General features: G+C 69.7%; 17 protein-coding genes and 1 pseudogene. 6 read left to right on the top strand and 12 right to left on the bottom strand.

The window, feature by feature from the left end:
* Positions 1–51: 51 nt before the first annotated feature.
* From AB0D57_RS26840 to AB0D57_RS26815, 6 genes are all read right to left on the bottom strand, one after another.
* A complete protein-coding gene (locus AB0D57_RS26840) occupies positions 52–735 on the bottom strand; it encodes a uracil-DNA glycosylase (RefSeq protein WP_362078032.1) in 684 nt (227 codons plus the stop codon).
* A 103-nt stretch (positions 736–838) separates the two neighbouring features.
* Positions 839–2,419, bottom strand: a complete 1,581-nt coding sequence (locus AB0D57_RS26835) for an ABC transporter substrate-binding protein (protein WP_362078029.1) — start codon at positions 2,417–2,419, stop codon at positions 839–841.
* A gap of 195 nt (positions 2,420–2,614) precedes the next feature.
* Positions 2,615–3,373, bottom strand: coding sequence for an SDR family oxidoreductase (locus tag AB0D57_RS26830; protein WP_362078026.1), 759 nt, complete (start codon positions 3,371–3,373; stop codon positions 2,615–2,617).
* A 17-nt stretch (positions 3,374–3,390) separates the two neighbouring features.
* Positions 3,391–4,152, bottom strand: a complete 762-nt coding sequence (gene fabG, locus AB0D57_RS26825; RefSeq protein ID WP_362078023.1) for a 3-oxoacyl-ACP reductase FabG — start codon at positions 4,150–4,152, stop codon at positions 3,391–3,393.
* A 180-nt stretch (positions 4,153–4,332) separates the two neighbouring features.
* On the bottom strand, positions 4,333–4,716 hold the full coding sequence (locus AB0D57_RS26820) for a DUF3037 domain-containing protein (protein WP_362078020.1): 384 nt from the start codon (positions 4,714–4,716) through the stop codon (positions 4,333–4,335).
* Positions 4,713–5,501, bottom strand: a complete 789-nt coding sequence (locus AB0D57_RS26815) for a HipA family kinase (protein ID WP_362078017.1) — start codon at positions 5,499–5,501, stop codon at positions 4,713–4,715. Before AB0D57_RS26815 ends, AB0D57_RS26820 begins: the two co-directional genes overlap by 4 nt.
* Positions 5,502–5,790: 289 nt before the next feature.
* On the opposite strand from AB0D57_RS26815, the gene AB0D57_RS26810 reads away from it, so the two are divergent.
* The gene (locus AB0D57_RS26810) at positions 5,791–6,036 is read left to right on the top strand and encodes a hypothetical protein (RefSeq protein ID WP_362078075.1); all 246 of its coding nucleotides are present in this window, start codon (positions 5,791–5,793) and stop codon (positions 6,034–6,036) included.
* Between the two features lie 43 nt (positions 6,037–6,079).
* A pseudogene (locus AB0D57_RS26805) lies at positions 6,080–6,494 on the top strand (transposase); the annotation flags it as partial.
* Positions 6,495–6,569: 75 nt separating this feature from the next.
* On the opposite strand, the gene AB0D57_RS26800 reads toward AB0D57_RS26805, so the two are convergent.
* Positions 6,570–8,132: an aromatic amino acid ammonia-lyase gene (locus tag AB0D57_RS26800; RefSeq protein WP_362078014.1), complete on the bottom strand. Its 1,563-nt coding sequence runs from the start codon at positions 8,130–8,132 to the stop codon at positions 6,570–6,572.
* Positions 8,133–8,260: 128 nt separating this feature from the next.
* The gene (locus AB0D57_RS26795; protein ID WP_362078012.1) at positions 8,261–9,940 is read right to left on the bottom strand and encodes an AMP-binding protein; all 1,680 of its coding nucleotides are present in this window, start codon (positions 9,938–9,940) and stop codon (positions 8,261–8,263) included.
* A gap of 1,128 nt (positions 9,941–11,068) precedes the next feature.
* Between AB0D57_RS26795 and AB0D57_RS26790 the strand changes: the two genes are divergently transcribed.
* Positions 11,069–11,548, top strand: coding sequence for a Rieske (2Fe-2S) protein (locus tag AB0D57_RS26790; RefSeq protein WP_362078009.1), 480 nt, complete (start codon positions 11,069–11,071; stop codon positions 11,546–11,548).
* Positions 11,549–11,560: 12 nt separating this feature from the next.
* On the opposite strand, the gene AB0D57_RS26785 is transcribed toward AB0D57_RS26790, so the two are convergent.
* Complete coding sequence (locus tag AB0D57_RS26785; RefSeq protein ID WP_362078006.1) at positions 11,561–12,199, bottom strand: cysteine hydrolase; 639 nt, start codon at positions 12,197–12,199, stop codon at positions 11,561–11,563.
* A 171-nt stretch (positions 12,200–12,370) separates the two neighbouring features.
* Here AB0D57_RS26785 and AB0D57_RS26780 point away from each other — a divergent pair, with 171 nt between their 5' ends.
* Positions 12,371–12,838 (top strand): pyridoxamine 5'-phosphate oxidase family protein, encoded by a 468-nt coding sequence (locus AB0D57_RS26780; RefSeq protein WP_362078003.1) that lies wholly within the window; start codon positions 12,371–12,373, stop codon positions 12,836–12,838.
* A 172-nt stretch (positions 12,839–13,010) separates the two neighbouring features.
* On the opposite strand, the gene AB0D57_RS26775 is transcribed toward AB0D57_RS26780, so the two are convergent.
* Complete coding sequence (locus AB0D57_RS26775) at positions 13,011–13,913, bottom strand: LysR family transcriptional regulator (protein ID WP_362078000.1); 903 nt, start codon at positions 13,911–13,913, stop codon at positions 13,011–13,013.
* Between the two features lie 75 nt (positions 13,914–13,988).
* Between AB0D57_RS26775 and AB0D57_RS26770 the strand changes: the two genes are divergently transcribed.
* Positions 13,989–14,924, top strand: coding sequence for a DMT family transporter (locus tag AB0D57_RS26770; RefSeq protein ID WP_362077997.1), 936 nt, complete (start codon positions 13,989–13,991; stop codon positions 14,922–14,924).
* Between the two features lies 1 nt (position 14,925).
* On the opposite strand, the gene AB0D57_RS26765 is transcribed toward AB0D57_RS26770, so the two are convergent.
* Complete coding sequence (locus AB0D57_RS26765; protein ID WP_362077994.1) at positions 14,926–16,257, bottom strand: aminotransferase class I/II-fold pyridoxal phosphate-dependent enzyme; 1,332 nt, start codon at positions 16,255–16,257, stop codon at positions 14,926–14,928.
* Between the two features lie 35 nt (positions 16,258–16,292).
* On the opposite strand from AB0D57_RS26765, the gene AB0D57_RS26760 reads away from it, so the two are divergent.
* Positions 16,293–16,982 carry a pyridoxamine 5'-phosphate oxidase family protein gene (locus tag AB0D57_RS26760; RefSeq protein ID WP_362077991.1) on the top strand — a complete coding sequence of 230 codons (690 nt, stop codon included), beginning with the start codon at positions 16,293–16,295 and terminating at the stop codon, positions 16,980–16,982.
* A 116-nt stretch (positions 16,983–17,098) separates the two neighbouring features.
* On the opposite strand, the gene AB0D57_RS26755 is transcribed toward AB0D57_RS26760, so the two are convergent.
* A complete protein-coding gene (locus AB0D57_RS26755; protein ID WP_362077988.1) occupies positions 17,099–18,061 on the bottom strand; it encodes an EamA family transporter in 963 nt (320 codons plus the stop codon).
* Positions 18,062–18,147 lie beyond the last annotated feature (86 nt).

The following is an 18,147-nucleotide window of genomic DNA, read 5'->3' as shown; positions in this document are numbered from 1 at the left end:
CCGTACGCCGCTGGGCCAGGCCGGTGACGGTCCCGCCCAGCGGCACCGGCGTCAGCCCAGGTCCGGAATCCGCCAGTCGATCGGCTCATGGCCCTGCCGGGCGACCGCCTCGTTGATCTGCGTGAACGGGCGGGAGCCGAAGAACTTCTTGGCGGAGAGCGGCGAGGGGTGCGCGCCCTTCACCACGACGTGCCGCTCCTCGTCGATGAGCGGGAGCTTCTTCTGCGCGTAGTTGCCCCACAGGACGAAGACCGCCGGGTCGGGCCGCTCGGCAACGGCACGGATCACCGCATCCGTGAACTTCTCCCAGCCCTTGCCCTTGTGCGAGTTTGCCTCACCGGAACGCACCGTCAGCACCGCGTTGAGCAACAGGACGCCCTGCTCGGCCCACGGCATCAGATAGCCATTGTCCGGGATCGGGGTGCCGAGCTCCTCCTTCATCTCCTTGTAGATGTTCCGCAAGGAGGGCGGGGTCTTGACTCCGGGGCGGACCGAGAAGCACAGGCCGTGGCCCTGGCCCTCGCCGTGGTACGGGTCCTGGCCGAGGATCAGCACCTTCACCCGCTCGTACGGCGTCGCATCGAGTGCGGCGAAGACCTCCTCGCGCGGAGGGTAGACGGGACCCTTGGCGCGCTCCTCCTCGACGAACTCGGTGAGTTCCTTGAAGTAGGGCTGCTGCAGCTGCTCGCTCAGGACGCCGCGCCAGGACTCGGGCAGCATGGCGGTGTCGGTCACGTCAAGTTCCTCCGATGTGCGGTCACTTCCAGGCCTCAGAACCTACCGGCGACCACTGACAATCGGACTCGCGCCCCGTACGGCCGTACGCGCCTCCCTCCTGCTACCAGCTGGTCTTCCGGTACAGCTCCCACATCGTCATGATCGTCGAGGGGTCGAGGGCCTGCTCGCCGCCCGCGATCTCCTCGCTCGCCGCCACGTACTGCCTGCCCTGCCACAGAGGCAGCAGCCGGGCGTCGTCGACGAGGATCTGCTGGGCCTCCTCGAACTCCTCGACGACGGCCCGGCGGTCGCTCTCACGGCGCGACTGGGGCAGCAGGACGTCGGTGATCCGCGGCGCCGGATAGGGCGTACCGAGCGCGTTCTGCGCACCCACGAACGGCGCGATGAAGTTCTCGGCGTCCGGAAAGTCGGGGAACCAGCCGCGCCCGAACACCGGGTATTCGCCCTTGCGGTAGCCCTCTTCGTACGTCTTCCAGGGGCGCCCGTTGAGGCTGACGCGGAACAGGCCGGAGTCCTCGAGCTGGCTCTTGAGCTCCCGGAACTCCGGGGCGGTCTCGGAGCCGTAGCGGTCGGTGGTGTACCAGAGGGTGAGCGGGACGCGCTCGGTGATGCCCGCCTCCAGGAGAATCTGCCGGGCCTTGGACGAGCTGGGGTCCCCGTAGTCGTCGAAAAAACCCGTCGTGTGCCCGGTCAGCCCCTTGGGGACCATGGAGTACAGCGGCTCGACGGTGTCCTTGTAGACCTTGTGCGCGATCGCCGCTCGGTCGACGATCTGGGCGACCGCCTTGCGCACCGCGGGAATCTTGGCCCACGGGTCCTTCGGGTTGAACACCAGGTAGCTGATCTCGGTGCCCGCGCCCTCGACGAGCTGGAGGTAGTCCTCGGCACCGGCGGTCCGGAGCGAGACGACGTCATCGGAGGCGAGGCCACGGAAGGTGACGTCGATCTCCTTGTCCCTGAGGGCGTCGACCATCTTGCCGGAGTCCGGGAAGTAGCGGATGGTGACCGCGTCGTTCTTGCGCTCGGCGAAGCCCTTGTAGTGGTCGTTCCTGACGAGTTCGGCCTTCTCGCCGTCCTCGTAGGAGCGCAGGCTGTACGGCCCGGATCCGAGGACCTTTCCGTCCTTGCGCGGCGAGCGGGCAGGGTAGTCGTCGGGGTCGACGATCGACATGGCCGGCGTGGCCAGGACGAACGGGAAGGTGGCGTCCGACTGGTTGAGGTGGAAGACGATCTCCCGCTCGCCCCGTGCCTGGACCCGTTCGAGGCTGCCCAGCAGACCCGCGGGACCGCTGGGCAGGTTGATCTTCCTGATCCGGTCGATCGAGTACTTCACGGCCTGCGCGTCGAGGGTGCCGCCGTCGGAGAACTTCAGGTCCGCGCGCAGCGTGCAGCGGTACGTGCGGTTCGAGGTGTCCATGAACGCGCAGCTCTCGGCCGCGTCGGGTTCGGGCGAGACCGCCCCGGAGGGGTAGCTCAGCAGCGTCTGGTAGACGTTGCGGAACAGCTCCCAGGAGCCGTCCCAGGAGGCGGCCGGGTCCAGCGTGCTCGGGGCGCTGGTGGTGCCCACGACGATCGGCCCGTCGTCCTCGGTCGATCCCGAGGTGAGGACACCGCACCCGGCCACCAGAGTTATGGACGTGATACCCGCCAGCTGCCGCAGACGTTGGTTCCGGTTGAACACGCGCACGCTCCTCGATCTGCCGTACCAAGGGTCGGCAGACCATACCGCAGTGCCCTGCCGGTGAACCCATGTTCCTGGCAGGGCACTTGATCAGCGCGTTCGTGACTACGTTGTCATGCTGCTGTGCACCGATGTCGCCTCGACGCGGGCGCTGTTCCTGTCCCTCGGTGAGCGCCCGCGTCGACGCTCAGGTCATCACACCCCGGCGTTCAGGAAGATGCCGCCGTCGACGACGAGGGTCTGACCGGTGATCCAGTCCGACTGCGCCGAGGTCAGGAAGGCGGCTGCGCCCCCGATGTCGGAGGGCACGCCGAGTCGGCCGAGCGGGTAGGCCGCGGCCGCCTCCTCTTCTCGGCCCTCGTACAGAGCCTGCGCGAACTTGGTCTTGACGACGGCGGGTGCGATCGCGTTGACCCGCACCGTGGGCGCGAACTCGTGTGCCAGCTGCACGGTCAGGTTGATCATGGCGGCCTTGCTGATGCCGTACGCACCGATGAAGGGCGAGGCCGAGATGCCCGCGACGGAGGCGATGTTGACGATCGCGCCCCCGTTGTCCTTCTGCCAGGCGTGCCAGGTCTTCTGCGCGAAGCCGAGCGCCGAGACGACGTTGGTCTCGAAGACCTTGCGTGCCACCTCCAGGTCGAGGTCCGCGATCGGGCCGAACACCGGGTTCGTACCGGCGTTGTTGACCAGGTAGTCGACGCGCCCGAAGGCCTCCATCGTGCGCTCGACGGCGACGGCCTGGTGGGCCTGGTCGTGTGCCTTGCCCGTGACGCCGATGACGCGATCGGCACCGAGTGCCTCGACCGCCTCCTTCAGGGTGTCCTCGTTGCGCCCCGTGATGCACACGCGGTCACCGCGGGCGATGAGGGCCTCCGCGACGCCGTAACCGATGCCACGGCTCGCGCCCGTGATGAGCGCAACCTTGCCGGAGAGTTCGGGAAGTGCGGTCATGTCCGTGTCCCCCGCCCTCAGTTGAGCGGTCCGCCGGCCACGTACAGCACCTGGCCGGAGACGAATCCGGCGGCCTCGCCGGTGAAGAAGGCGATGGCGTTGGCGATGTCGTCGGGGTTGCCGACGCGCTGCACGGGGATCTGGGTGGCGGCGGCGGCCTGGAAGTCCTCGAAACCCATGCCTACGCGCTCTGCGGTGGCCGCGGTCATGTCGGTGGCGATGAAGCCGGGCGCGACGGCGTTCGCGGTGACGCCGAACTTGCCGAGCTCGATGGCGAGGGTCTTGGTGAAGCCCTGCATACCGGCCTTCGCGGCGGAGTAGTTCACCTGGCCGCGGTTGCCGAGCGCCGAGGACGACGACAGGTTGACGATCCGGCCGAACTTCGCGTCCACCATGTGCTTCTGACAGGCCTTGGCCATCAGGAAGGCGCCGCGCAGATGCACGTTCATGACCGTGTCCCAGTCGGACGCGCTCATCTTGAAGAGCAGGTTGTCGCGGAGTACGCCCGCGTTGTTCACCAGGATCGTCGGCGCGCCGAGTTCCTCGGCGATCCGCGCGACCGCGGCCTCGACCTGCGCCTCGTCGGAGACGTCGCAGCCGACCGCGATGGCCTTGCCACCGGCGGCGGTGATCTTCTCGACGGTGTCCTTGCACGCGGCCTCGTCGAGGTCGATCACCGCGACGGCGCGGCCCTCGGCTGCCAGTCGTACGGCGGTCGCGGCGCCGATGCCGCGCGCGGCACCGGTGACTACGGCGACGCGCTGCTCAGTGGTGGACATTGCTGGTTCTCCTCGCCCTTGAAAAGCCCTGCGGCTTGTCTGAAAAGCCCTGCGGCTTGACATGTCCTGCGGCTCACACGGTACGCCCCTCGGGTGAGCGACCGCTTAGTACCTTCAGCAGACGTGACGCTAGAAGCCCTGGCACCCGGTGTCAACGGCACATCGCGGGCGTGTGACCCATTACCTGACCAACGACTCGAGCAACCGCTCCGCCTCGGCCTGCGGATCGGCGGTCAGTCCTGTGTGCACGGGCCCCGGCTGAACGACGGTGGAGCGGGGCGCGATCAGCCAGCGAAAGCGCCGACCGGCATCGTCGCCCGCTGCCTGACCTGCCGCTTTCCCACCTGTGCAGACCCCCTCGACGGCACGCAGCGCGGCCCGTACGCCCGCCACGTCGGCGTCCGGGTCCAGCGCCCGCAGCTTGGTCTCGTCCAGATGCGTACGGGCGGCCACGAAGGACTTGGCGCGGCAGTACACCAGCACGCCCGCGTTGAAGCACTCGCCGCGTTCGACCCGCGGCACGACGCGCAGCAGCGCGTACTCGAAGACATCCCGCTCGCTCACTTGCCCCCCTCGATGCCTTTGATCTTGTCTCCCTCGATGCCCTTGATGCGCTCATGAATGGTGGCAGCGCGCGCGAGCAGCGGCTCCGCGTAGGCCCGCCGGAGCACGTCCGTCGACTCGAAGCCCGGTTCGCCCACGAGCCACTCCTCGGGGATCTCGGCAGTCACCTCGGCGAGCAGTTCCTCGGTGATCAGCGGCGCCAGCTCGGTGGCGGCCGAGGAAATGTCCGGCCCGAAGGGCGCGAGCGCGTGGTCGGAGGCGTCGTACGGCTTGGCGGCGGAGGCCTGTGCGCCGGGCCAGTGGTGGTGCCAGATCATCGTGGCGCCGTGGTCGATGAGCCACAGATCGCCGTTCCACATCAGCAGGTTGGGGTTGCGCCAGGATCGGTCTACGTTGTTGACCAGCGCGTCGAACCAGACGATCCGGCCCGCGTCCTCGGCACTCACCTCGAAGGCGAGGGGGTCGAAGCCGATCGCGCGGGAGAGGAAGTCCATCCCGAGGTTCGTCCCGCCGCTCGACTTGAGCAGCTCCTGAACCTCCTGGTCCGGTTCACCGAGCCCCATGACGGGGTCGAGGCCGATCGTCACCAGGCCGGGCACGCGCAGGCCGAGCCGACGGGCGAGCTCACCGCAGACGACCTCCGCGACGAGCGTCTTGCGCCCCTGCCCCGCGCCGGTGAACTTCATGACATACATCCCGAGATCGTCGGCCTCGACGAGCCCCGGCAGCGAACCGCCCTCACGCAGAGGCGTGATGTAGCGGGTCGCGGTGACCTCATTCAGCACTTTCCCAGGCCATCCATCTCTTCAATCTTGCAATCCATGGCCAACTGCAGAGGGGTGTAGCAGCAAAAACCACCCGCCAAGGAGTCTGGGGAGAATCTGGGGAGTTTCGGCCGGCATGCCGATCTCCTCACGCCCGAAGCAGTCCGTCGATGGCGGTGCGCCCCTTGCTGCCGGCGTCCGGCATGAAGTGAGCATAGTAACCGAGGGTGATCGCGGGCGAGGAGTGCCCAAGCCACCGCGCCAAGGTCACGACAGACTCTCCAGCCTCCAGCATCATCGAGGCATAGGTATGCCGCAGCACAAGGTGGAGGTGTTCCACGTGTTCACCGCGACGGCGTTGCCGAGTCGTGTGGTGAGCAGCAGAGAGAACTTCCTCCCCTGCCCTTCCGGCTTCCCCCACGGGAGCTCCACCTCCACCGGTGGGAACGCCTCGACGTGGCGCTTCAGCTCCTCGGCCACGGAGAAGGGCATGTCGACGGTTCAGGTCTTCTTCCCCTTCGGCAGGGCGAAGTACAACCTTCCACGGATCGCCTGAATTTGACTGCGCTTCGGCTGTTCCTACCAGGCGACCGCCAACACGACCGGGCATGACGGACGGCTACGGCATTCCGCTGGGCCGCTTCCTGGCGGGCGCCAACCGCCAAGACTCCCCGCTGCTCGCCCCACCTCTGGACCGCCTGGACGACCTCGGGCCGTTGCCCGACAACATCACCGTGTACCTGGACGCCGGCTACGACTCGGACAAGACCCGCGCTCTGCTCAGCGAACGCGGTCTCCACGGCAGCATCGCGCACAAAGGCGAGAAAGCACCGATCCAGGCCAGCCCGGCGTTGGCACGTCGAGCGCACGCACGCCTGTCAGAACGCCTTGCACCGACTCGCCCGCTGCTATGAACGCCGCACCACCGTGATCGACGCCTTCTTCGACCTCGCCGACACGATCATCACCGTGCCCAGCCCGATCCGACGGGCCAGGGCCTGTCTGGAGTTGTGATCTGGATCAGGGAACGGGGCGTGGTGCGTGCGATCGCAAGGCGCCGGAATGTCCTCGTGGCGGAGCTACTCACGGTCACGGCCCGTCCGGGGCCATGACCTCCCGGCGCAGTGATCCGTCGATGAGTGCATCGGCGATGCGTCCGAAGTCCTCGTCCAGGGGGCGGTCCTCCTGCAGGAACGGGACGATGCCACGCAGATAGCGGTGGCAACGGGCGGTGCGGAGACCGAGTCCGTCCGCGCCGACGAGGTCCGCGGCCTGGCAGAGCGCCACGAGGTGGATCGCGGTCACTTCGCCGATCAGGCGGGTGACCGTCCTGGCGTGCCGGGCCGCGATGGTGCCCATGCTGACCTTGTCCTGGTTGTGCGCCTCGGTCGACCGGGAGAACGAGCTGACCGGCATGGTCAGATGGAGCGCTTCGGCCGTCAGGGCGGAGGCGGCGATCTGCGCGCCCTTGAAGCCGTGGTGGAGACCGGCTGCCGCGTCGGTGGGGTCCACCGGGGCGATGAGGTTGGCCGGGAGTCCGAGGCTGAACTTGGGATCCACCAGCAGCTGCAACTGGCGGTCCAGGAGGTCGCCCACGCCGGCCACCGCCGCGGCCAGCGCACTCGCCGCCTGGGCCACATGCCCGCCGTAAAAATTGCCGCTGTTGTGGACGGTGGACGACTCGGCGTCGAACAGTGGATTGTCGTTGGAGGAGTTGATCTCGTTGCCGATCCACTGCTCGGCCCACAGGAGGGTGTCGCGCAGTACGCCGATCACATGCGGGGCGCAGCGGATGGAATAGGGGTCCTGGATGCCGCGCCGCAGTTCCAGGTAGCCGTCGTCCTCCGTCAGACCGTCTCCCCGGAGGTCGGCGTCGGCGCCGGCCAGAGATGAGCCTTCGAGGAACTCCCGGATGTTCTGCGCGCTGGTGCCCTGGCCCGGATGCGGCTTGTTGTCGTGCGGGAACGCGGTGAACTGGTCCTTGCTGCTCCTGCGGATTTCGGCGGCCATCGCCGTGCACAGATCGGCGCACCACGCGAGTTCACGCGCCTCGACGAACGCCAGCGTGAGATAGGCGGACATGAACGAGGTGCCGTTCACCAGAGCGAGGCCCTCCTTGGCCTCGAGCTCCACCGGTGTCAGACCGGCCGTGCGCAGGGCTTCGGCGGCCGGCATCCGTTCGCCCCGGAAGGTGACCGTGCCTTCGCCGGTGAGCGCGGCGGCCAGATAGCTCAGCGGAGCCAGATCGCCGCTCGCGCCGACCGAGCCGCGTTCCGGGATCCGCGGCAGGATGTCGTTGTGGAGCATGTCCAGGATGAGGCGGACGGGCTCGTGCCGGATGGCCGAGTGGCCCCGGGCGAGGCAGTTGGCGCGGATCAGCATGGTCGCGCGGACAATGTCGTCCGGGGCCACCGGTCCGGTGCCCACGCGTAGGAAGCGCAGCAGATTCCGCTGCAGAGCCGCCGCCTTCCGCGGGCCGATCTGGTGGTTGCTGCTGTCGCCGAATCCCGTGGTGACACCGTAGATGGGTATCCCGGACGCGATGAGGCTGTCCTTGACCTGAAGGGACTTCTTCATCCGTACCGCCGCGTCCTCGGCCAGATTCAGCGTCGCACCGTTCCGTACCCGGGAAACGCAATGGACCTCATCCACGGTCAGATGGTGTCCGTCGAGGTTGATGTCGGGTTGATTCGCGGGTGAGAAGTCGTACATCGGAGTGAGGTCTCTCTTGTTGACGAAGAACAATGAGGGCGCGCCGGTCGCGCGAACGCGCCGTGATGTCAGGCGTGGTGTGGCAAGGCGTGCGCCGGCCGCCCGTCCTTGAGCTGAGAGCGCAGCAGGTCCTTGCGGACCTTGCCGATGGCGTTGCGCGGCAGTTCCGTGACCAGTTCGAGCCGACTGGGCCGGTACCAGTCGGTCATGCCCCGGGCGCCCAGGAACGTCCGCAGTTCGGTGAGGGTGGGCGCCTCCGGGCCCGGTACGACGACCGCGCAAGCGAGCTCGTCGCCCCGGGCGTCCAGGTAGCCGACGAGGGCGACGTCCCGGACTCCGGGGTGCGCGAGGAGTTCCGTCTCGACGTCGTTGACCGGGATCATGAAGGAACCGCCGATGCGGTCCGCGGCCCGGCCGAGGAGTCGCAGCCCGCCCCGGCCGTCCGGGACCGCCAGGTCGCCGGTGTCGTACCAACCGCCGTCCGTGTCGGAGTTCATCCGCAGCGGACCGCCGTCGCGGCCGAACGTCGCCAGGCACACGCCGCCGCCGCGCACGAACAGCCGGGCCGGCTGCTGCGCGGTGGGCTGCGCACCGTCGTCCGTCCGGAAGCCGAGTTCCAGGCCGGGGCCCGGTCGGCCGTCGCTGTGCGCGCCCCACAGCGGCGGATCGTCATGGCGGGTCCAGGTGTGCGCCGGCACCTCGGTCATGCCCCACAGGGTGCGCAACGGCACCCCCCATGTGCGAGGCACCGCGGCAACCAGCGGCCCGGGCACCGTCGTGGCACCGCTGAGGACCATGCGCACCGAGGGCGTGGGCCGGGGCGCGTCCTCGGCCGCGGCGGCCAGCGCCGCGATGAACGGGGGCGCGCCCGCCAGCACGGTGGTCCCGGACTCGGCGAGGATGTCGAGCCCGCCCGCGGGGTCCCAGGTGTCGGAGAGCACGGAGGCACCTCCGGCCAGCAGCGGGATCATGATGTTGTACATCACGCCGAAGACATGTGTCAGTGCCTGCGTGGTGAAGAACCGGTCCCGCGGGCCCAGTTGTTCCGCTTCCAGCACCGCCGAGGCCCCGGCGTAGAGGGTGTTGAAGGTGTGCAGCACCCCCTTGGGCTCGCCGGAGGTTCCCGAGGTGAACAGCACCAGGGCGACGCGGTCCGGGTCCTCGGCGGGCGTTCCCCGCAGCGCCCCGGGTCGCCGCTCCCAGGGCGTCTGCTCGAAGTGACGGCCGAAGTCCACCGTGTCCGGCCGGACTTCGCCCTCGCCGGCCACCACCGTGTGCCGCAGCCCCGGCAGCCGGGGGGCCATCTCGGCCACTGCGTCGGCGTAGCGTGCGTCGCCCCACCGGTCGGGGGCGATGTACACACCGGCGTCCAGCCGGGCCAGCATCCGTTCCACCTCGCGCGGCCCGATGGTCATCATGATCGGCGCGAAAACGGCCCCGACGCGTGCGCAGGCCAGCAGCAGTGCGCTCGTCTGCCACCAGTTCGGCAGTTGCACGGCGACGACCTGTCCCGGGCCGACACCCAACTCTCGTAGCGCACCGGCGAATCGATCGACGTACTCGCCGAACTCCCGGTAGGTGAGCCTGCTCGGGCCCGCACCGGCCCGATAGGTGATCACCGCTTCCGAATCCGGTGCCGTCTCCTGCCATTTCCGCAGGTCCGCCAGCGGCCCTACGTTCCGCCAGACCCCCTCGGCGCGGTATCCGCGCGCCGCGTCCGCACTGGGCCTGAGCTCGGAGAGCTTCATTGTTGTTCCACTCCGGTGTTCATATGCGATGGGGCAGAGGAGGGCCAGTGCCGTCCGTTGCTCGTTCGGGAGATGACCCGGAAATTCGGACACGAAGCATCTGACTAAGCCTCAGACTAGTTGAAGATTATACGAGTTCTGCCCCGAGGGGTGCTTCCGCCGGCCGGGCTTCCGATGGCGCTCAAGCCCTGGATCGCACCGACCCGGCGACAGGCGCCGGCGGACGCCCGGCCCGGGAATGTCGCCCCGTGATGAAGATCACGGCGCAAGAGGGCGGTAATGTCTCCCCCGCTCCCGGCCAAGTCGCATGATCCATCGAATACCCACCATGATCGGGCGAATTCTCCTGGGCGGCGAACGGGAGCCCGTGCCGGGGCGGGGCGGCCACCATGACGCTGGTAGTGGCGCCGCTTTCTCGACGTTCTGGGCCCACATCGGCATAGGGGCGATCCAGGAACTACGCGCATCGTCACCGGAGTTGGGGTCCATCTATCCGGCCAGCGCGATTTTGAACCCGCCCGCCGCATGAATCGGGGGCTACTGATGGGTGCCACTGGCACGGGAGGCGGAAGTGCGGCGTCCTACGTGCGGGACATCGGCCCGTTCCGCTCACGACTACCGCAGTCCCGCGGCGTATCCGCCGCGACCTGGCACAGCGCGTACAGACAATCCGGTGACACCGGCGGCGATCCGGTGGGCGTAAGCCTCCACCCGGGCCAGCCGCCAGGGCTCGGGGAAGCGGTCCTCGCAGTGGTCGACGGTGGCGGGCAGTACGTCGTAGGTGTCCGCCGGGTCGAGGATCTCGGGGCGGCCGTGGACACCGCCGCTTCACCGCGTGGAGCAAGGCGGGCTTCTGGCAGCGCCGGCTCGACGCCGCGACCCAGGCGCCCGGCGATGCCGCGGACCTCGCCTGGTGCTCAGTGATCGCCGAGACTGCGACGAACCGTCAGCCCGGCGGCGGAAACTGACCAGACGGGTGCCCACCGCGCGCCGGGATCCCCCCATGGGTCGACCCAGCTGTCACCACGCTGTCGTTTGGTCAAGAAGTCTCCACTCCCTGAACAGGCAGGCCGGGCGGGCCGTACCCCTGTACGCATCACCATTACGTTCTTGGAAGGGAATGTCGGCATGACCAGCGAATCGCTTCACCCCGTCCCGGCTCCGGCCCGTCGCACGATCATGACGGCGGTCGGCGCGGCGGGGCTCGCCGTCGCGCTGACCGCGTGCGGATCGGACGACGAGCCCTCCGGCTCGACGGCCAACGAGAGCGCGAGCAGCGGCGGCGGCGAGGCCACGGCCGGGGACTCGGGCGGCACGGGCGGCACGGTCCTCGCCAAGACCACCGACATCCCCGAGGGCGGCGGCAAGGTCTTCGCCGACCAGGGCGTGGTGGTCACGCAGCCGACGGCGGGCACGTACAAGGCCTTCTCGTCCAAGTGCACCCACCAGGGCTGCGCGGTGAAGGACATCACTGACGGTGTGATCATCTGCCCGTGCCACGACAGCAGGTTCTCGGCGACCGACGGCAGTGTGACGAAAGGGCCCGCGACCCAGGCACTGGCCGCCGCCAACATCACGGTGGACGGCGACTCGATCACACTCGCGTGACTGCCTCGCACTTCAGCGGCGCGGTCGTTTGAAGCAGGCCAGCACATCGTCGGTCGCCGTGATGGTGGCGACCAGGGCAAGCGTGTTGCGGATCATCGCGGGGGTGTAGTCGGAGGGCACCCCCGCGATGGCGTCTGCGGGCACGACGACGGTGTAGCCACGGTTGACGGCATCGAACACGGCGTTGGGGACAGCCACATTGGCCGAGACACCGGTCACGACGAGGGTGCGGCAGCCCAGGTTGCGCAGTAGCGCGTCAACTTCGGTACCCGCGATCGGCGACAGCCCGTGCAAACGGCGTACGACGAAGTCCTCGTCGGCGACCTCGATGGGGGCCGCGACCCGTACCGCCGTGGTCCCCGACAGTTGCCGCACGGGCAGCCGTTCGGCCGCGCGGAACAGCCGGGCGTTGCGGTTGGCGCCGCGCCCGTCGGGCCGTCGCTCGGCGATCGCGTGGATCACCTGCACCCCGCTCTCGTGCGCGGCGGCGACCAGTTGGGCGACATGGGCGAGCGCCCCCGAGGAGCGCGCCTCCTGGGCGAGTTCGGGCAGCGCGCTGTCCGGGCCCACGACACCCTGCTGACACTCGACGGTGAGCAGCACCGTGGCGGCGGGGTCGAGGAGTTCACTGAGCTGTTCGTACGACGGCATGGCTCCCCCAGTCGTCGGAGGTCGGAGCGGGCGAGCGTAACGACCATTGCGTGGGGACGGAAGACAGCCCATGCTTTTCTGACGTGATGTCAGAAAATCTCTGTCGATGGATCTCTGTCGACGTAAAAGAAGGTCGACAAAGAAGGTCGACGTAGAAGAAGAGGTGACCGCATGACCGTCACTCAGCGCAGAGGCCGGAAGATCATGATGACTCCCGGCGAACTGGACGAGTTCCTCACCACCCAGCGCACCTGCCGCGTCGCGACCGTGTCGAAGGAGGGCACCCCGCATGTCAGCGCCCTCTGGTTCGTCTGGGACGGCACCTCGCTGTGGCTGTACTCCGTGGTACGCAGCAAGCGCTGGACGGAGCTTCGCCGCGACCCACGGATCGCGGTGGTGATCGACACCGGCGAGGAGTACGGGGAGCTGCGGGGCGTCGAGCTGTCCGGCATCGTGGACTTCGTGGGCGAGGTGCCCCGCACCGGGGAGCTGTGCGCCGAACTCGACGTCCCCGAGACCTTGTTCGCTCGCAAGAACTTCGGCATCGAGGAGATGCCGCACGACGGCCGTCACGCATGGGCGCGGCTGACACCGACGGCGATCGCCTCCTGGGACTTCCGCAAGCTGCCGCCGCAGTGACCGGACCGCAAGCTTCCGCCGCAGCGACCCGCCCTCGGGCCGCCACCACAGCGACCGGACCGCAGGCAGCCACCACAGCCACCGGACCGCAGGCAGCCACCACAGCCACCGGACCGCAGGCCGCCGCCGCGGTAGCCCGACCGTAGATCGCCGCCGCAGTAACCCAATCCGCTCAGCGAACGCCCTCCCCGGCCATCTGCAGCGCCGAAACCGCCGCTCTGATCGAGGGGCGGCGGTCGGCGTCCGCCCGCCAGACGACGAAGACGTGCCGCCGTACGCGCTGGCGCAGCGGCACGGTGACGACCCCCTCGGGCATGGGATTGCGCCCGAGCAGCGGTGCGATGCAGACGCCCAGCCCCGCGGCGACCAGTCCGAGCTGCGTGTGCGTTTCCGCGGCGCGATGGCCGATATGCGGCTCGACGCCCTTGGAGCGCAGCGTGAAGATCAGCCACTCGTGACAGAACTCGCCCTCGCCCCAGGTGATCCACTCGTCCTCGGTGAAGTCGCCGAGGTCCACCTCCGCGCGGTCCGCGAGCCGGTGGCCGACCGGCATCGCCACATCGGCCGGGTCGTCGAGGATCGCCGCCTTCACCAAACCGTCGGGCAGCGACATCGGCTTGTTGTACCAGTCGAGCGCGACCGCCAGATCGAGGTCGCCGCGCACCACGCCGGCGACACCGGCCTCGGGCTCCAGCTCGCACGAGCGCACCCGCAGCCCGGGGTGGTCGGCGCGGAGCGCGGCGAGCGCGGTGGGAAACAGCCCGCGCGCGGCGGTCGGGAACGCGGAGAGCCGCAGCTCACCGACGGCCTGACCACGCTGCGCCTCCAAGTCGGACTGGGCGAGCTCGACCTGGGACAGAATGCGCGCCGCGTGATCGGCGAGCAGCTGCCCGGCGTCTGTGAGGCGCACCCCCCGACCGTTCTTGGCGAGCAGTTGCTGGCCCACCTCGCGTTCCAGTTTGGACATCTGCTGGGACACGGCCGACGTCGTGACATGCAGCCCCTCGGCCGCGCCGCTCACCGAACCGTGCCGGGCGAGGGCGTCGAGGGTGCGCAGCCGCTCCAAATTCAACATGTAAGCAATGCTACGAGATAGCGGTCAAGAAATCTCGCTTGTGCTACGAGATTTTTCTGTCGCATCGTTGTGCCCATGAGGACCGTCGCCGCTTCCCGAACCGTCAGACCGACCGACCCGGCCCCGCGCCGCCGCACCGCCGTCGACTGGCGGATCCGCTTCGGCGTCCTCTCCCTGATCTGGGGTTTCAGCTTCCTGCTCATCAAGGTCGGCACGGAGAGCTACGCACCGTTCCAGGTGACGCTCGGGCGACTGGTGTTCGGGACCGCGGTGCTCGCGGCGGCGATGGCGGTGAAGCGGGAGCGGCTGCCACCCGGAGCGCGTACCTGGGGCCATCTCGCGGTCGCGGCCTTCCTGCTCAACGCACTGCCGTTCTCGCTGTTCGCCTACTCCGAGCTGACGATCCCGTCCACGCTGGCGGGCATCTGCAACGCGACGTCGCCGCTGTGGGGGATGGCCCTGTCCCTGATCGCCCTCTCCGAGGACCGCCCGACCCGGCGCAGGGTCGCCGGTCTCGGCATCGGTTTCCTCGGCGTGCTGACGGTCCTCGGTGCCTGGCAGGGCTTCAACGGCCTGGACGCCACGGGCACGGCGATGGCCCTGCTGGCCTCGCTGAGCTACCCGATCGGCTGGATCTACGTCCGCCGCACACTGGCCGGCTCCAGCGACTCGCACCTGTCGATGACCGGCGCCCAGCTGCTGCTGGCCACCGTGCAACTGGCCTTCGTCACCCCGCTGTTCACCAGCCTGCCGAGCCACTTCCCGGTCGTCCCGCTGCTCGCGATAGCGGCCCTGGGAGCCCTGGGCACCGGACTCGCCGTGCTCCTCCAGTACGGCCTGGTCGCCGAGGTCGGCCCGACGACGGCCCAGATGGTGACCTACTTCATCCCGGTCATCGCCACCGCGGCGGGCGTGGCGATCCTCGGCGAGTCGCTGACCTGGTCAACACCGGTCGGCGCGGCGATCGTCCTGGCGGGCGCCGCGCTCACTCAGACCAGGACACGCCGATGACTCACACGTAGCGGCGTACCTCCGCCGGGCCGACAGCGGCGGCCACCGCGTCCACCACCCGCTCGACATCCTCCGGCGCGAGGTTCGAGACGGTGATCCGGACGGCGGGCGGCGCGCCGATCCGGAAGCGGGCGCCGGGGGCGACGGCCCAACCGGAGTGCAGCAGCCGCGCGACCGCACCGGTCTCGTCCGGGACCGGGATCCACACATTCATCCCGCTGCGCCCGTGCGCCTCGACGCCACGCTTCGCGAGGCCGTCGATCAGCGCGTCCCGGCGCCACTCGTACGCCGCCGCCACAGCCCGTGCGTCCACCGCGCCGCTCGTCCACAGCCGCACGACGGCCCGCTGCAACAGATGGCTCACCCAGCCCGGCCCCAGCCGCTGCCGCCCGTGCACGCGATCCACGGTGACGGCATCCCCGGTGAGGACGGCGAGCCGCAGGTCGGGGCCGTACGCCTTGGCGACGGAGCGCACCATGGCCCAGTGGTGCGTCACGCCGGCCAGCGGATGCAGGGGCAGGTCGACGATCCGATGCCCGTGGTCGTCCTCGATGAGCAGGGTCTCCGGGTGCTTCTTCAGCACGGCCCGCAGGGCACGCGCGCGCGTGGCGCTCACCGCGGCGCCGGTCGGGTTCTGCGCCCGGTCCGTCACGATCAGGGCTCGGGCACCCGCCTCCAGAGCACGTCGTACGTCGTCGGGGAGTGGGCCCTCGTCGTCGATGCGCACCGGGACCGGGCGCAGCCCGAGTGCCGGGGCGAGGTCGAGCAGGCTGCCCCAGCCGGGATCCTCGACGGCGACGGCGTCGCCGGGCTTGAGGTGGGCCATCAGCACGCGCTCGATGGCGTCGAGCGAGCCGGAGGTGGCGAGGACCGGCCCGTCGGGCACCCCGTCCGCGTCGAGGTCGGCGCGCGCCAGCCGCGCCAACTCCGGTTCGACGGCGGCCTCCCCGTACATCACGGGGGCCAGGTCCGACTGCTCCGCTGCCGCCGCGAACGCCTCGGCGAGGCCGGGCAGCAGGGCCCGGTCGGGGTTGCCGTCGGCCACGTTCCGCACACCGTCCGGTACCTCGACCCGGATGTACTCGCGTCCCGTCGTGGCGGGCTTGGAGCGCACGCGGCTGCCGCGCCGGCCCGCGGTCTCGATGACCCCGCGCTCACGCAAGGTGCGATACGCGGCGGCGACGGTATTGGGATTCACCCCGAGCTGTTCGGCCAACTCCCGCATGGGCGGCAGAACTTGCCCTGGCTCGAGATCTCCGCTACCCACCGCGCGTTCGACGCTCGCGGAAATGTCGGCTGCGCGACGCCCTTCGATCCGATACTCTCCTAGCACAAAGCAGATTATGCACTAGTGCAATGGAGAGCGCAATGTCGGAGACGAGCACGCAGCCCAGGACTACGCAGCCCGCCGCCTACACCCCGACCGACCGCACCGTCCCCACCCGCTCCAAGGAGCGCGCCGCGTACGACCACGAGCTGGTCCACGCGATACTCGACGAGGGCTACGTCTGCCACCTCGGGTTCGTCCGGGACGGCGCCCCGGTCGTGCTCCCCACCCTGTACGGACGGGTCGGCCAACGTCTCTACGTGCACGGCTCGACGGGCTCACGCCCGCTGCGGATGACCGGCCAGGCCGACCCCGGGCTGCCGGTCTGTCTGACCGTCACCCATGTCGACGGCCTGGTCCTGGCCCGGTCCGCCTTCCACCACTCGATGAACTACCGCTCCGTGGTGGTGCACGGCATCGCCCACCAGGTGACGGACCCGGACGAGAAGCGGGAGGCCCTGGACGCGCTGGTCGACCGCGTCGTCCCCGGCCGCTCGCACGACTCACGCCCGGCCAACGCCAAGGAACTGGCCGCCACCGCCGTGATCCGCCTCGACCTGGACGAGGTCTCCGCGAAGCTCCGCACCGGCGGCCCGAACGACGACGCCGAGGACCTCTCCCTCCCCCACTGGACCGGCGTCGTCCCCCTCACCAAGGGCTACGGCACCCCGATCCCCGCCGACGACCTCGCCCCCGGCATCGAACTCCCCGATTACCTGGCGGCCCTGTGATCCCCCTCGACCTTCAGGGCCTGCCCGGCTGATCATGCGGCAGACGCGGGGCGCCTGGCACGCCCACCTGCGGCGTGGTGGTGTGCGGTCGGCCACCAGGTGACCGACCACGCGCCTCACACCGGTGCCGCCTCTTTCCGCGGAGCCTCGCGCGCGGCACCCGCGTCCCGCACCTCGGACACCGCCAGTCCGGTGACGGACCCCAGCATCAGCAAAGTGCCCGCGAGCGTCGCGGCGGTGAGTCGCTCTCCGAGCAGCCCGACGGCCAGTACGGCCGCGCTCACCGGTTCCAGGAGCATGATCACGGAGACGGTCGCGGACCGGACGACGGCCGCGCCGGCGAAGTACAAGGCGTACGCCAGGGCCGTGGGGATCGCCGCGATGTACGCCAACAGGCCCAGCACCTCGCCGAGGTCGGCGGCCTGGGGGACGAGCCCCTCGGCCAGCCCCAACGGCAGGAGACAGCCGGTGGTCACCGCGAAGGCCCAGACCGTCGTACCGGAGGCGTCGGCCGCACCGTCGCGCCCCCACCACCTGGTGAGCACGGTCATCACGGAGTACCCGGCCGCCGAGACGATCGCGAGCACGACGCCCCAGGGCCGGACCGTCGCACCCCCGCCGCCCAGCACGAGCACCACGAGCCCGGCGAGCGCCCCGGCGACGGCGACGACCCCGCCGCGGCCGAGCCGCTCCCCCATGGTCAGCCGCGCCCCCAGCGCGATGAGCACGGGGCCGGCGCCGAGCGTGACGACGGTGGCCACGGCCAGGCCCGTCGCCTCGACGGCGGCGAAGTAGGCGGTCTGGAAGACAGCGAGCCCGAGACCCGTGGCACCAATCCGAAGGGCCTTGCGGCCGAACGGCTCACGGGCGGTGGGCCGGATCCGGCGGCGCGTCAGCCGCACGGCGAGCAGCAGGACGAGTCCGCCCGCGCAGCGCCAGAAGGAGAGCGCGATGGGCCCCATGTCACTGGCGCGGTAGACCAGCGACGCGGCCGCGCCCGCGGTGCCCCAGGCGGCACCCGCGATGATCAGATAGAGGAGGCCTCGCCCGGTGGGCAGGCCAGAAGCAGCATTCGACACGTGTTCTCTCCGCCAAGACGCAGAAGTTCGGGAAGGGACCACGTCGCCGCCGGCGCGCAGGGCACAAGGCACGGCGCATCGGCGTA

The sequence above is a fragment of the Streptomyces sp. NPDC048275 genome (assembly GCF_040652275.1).
Classification (GTDB): domain Bacteria; phylum Actinomycetota; class Actinomycetes; order Streptomycetales; family Streptomycetaceae; genus Streptomyces.
The sequence above is the reverse complement of the archived record's forward strand: the minus strand, read 5'-3'. Positions and strand labels throughout refer to the sequence as shown.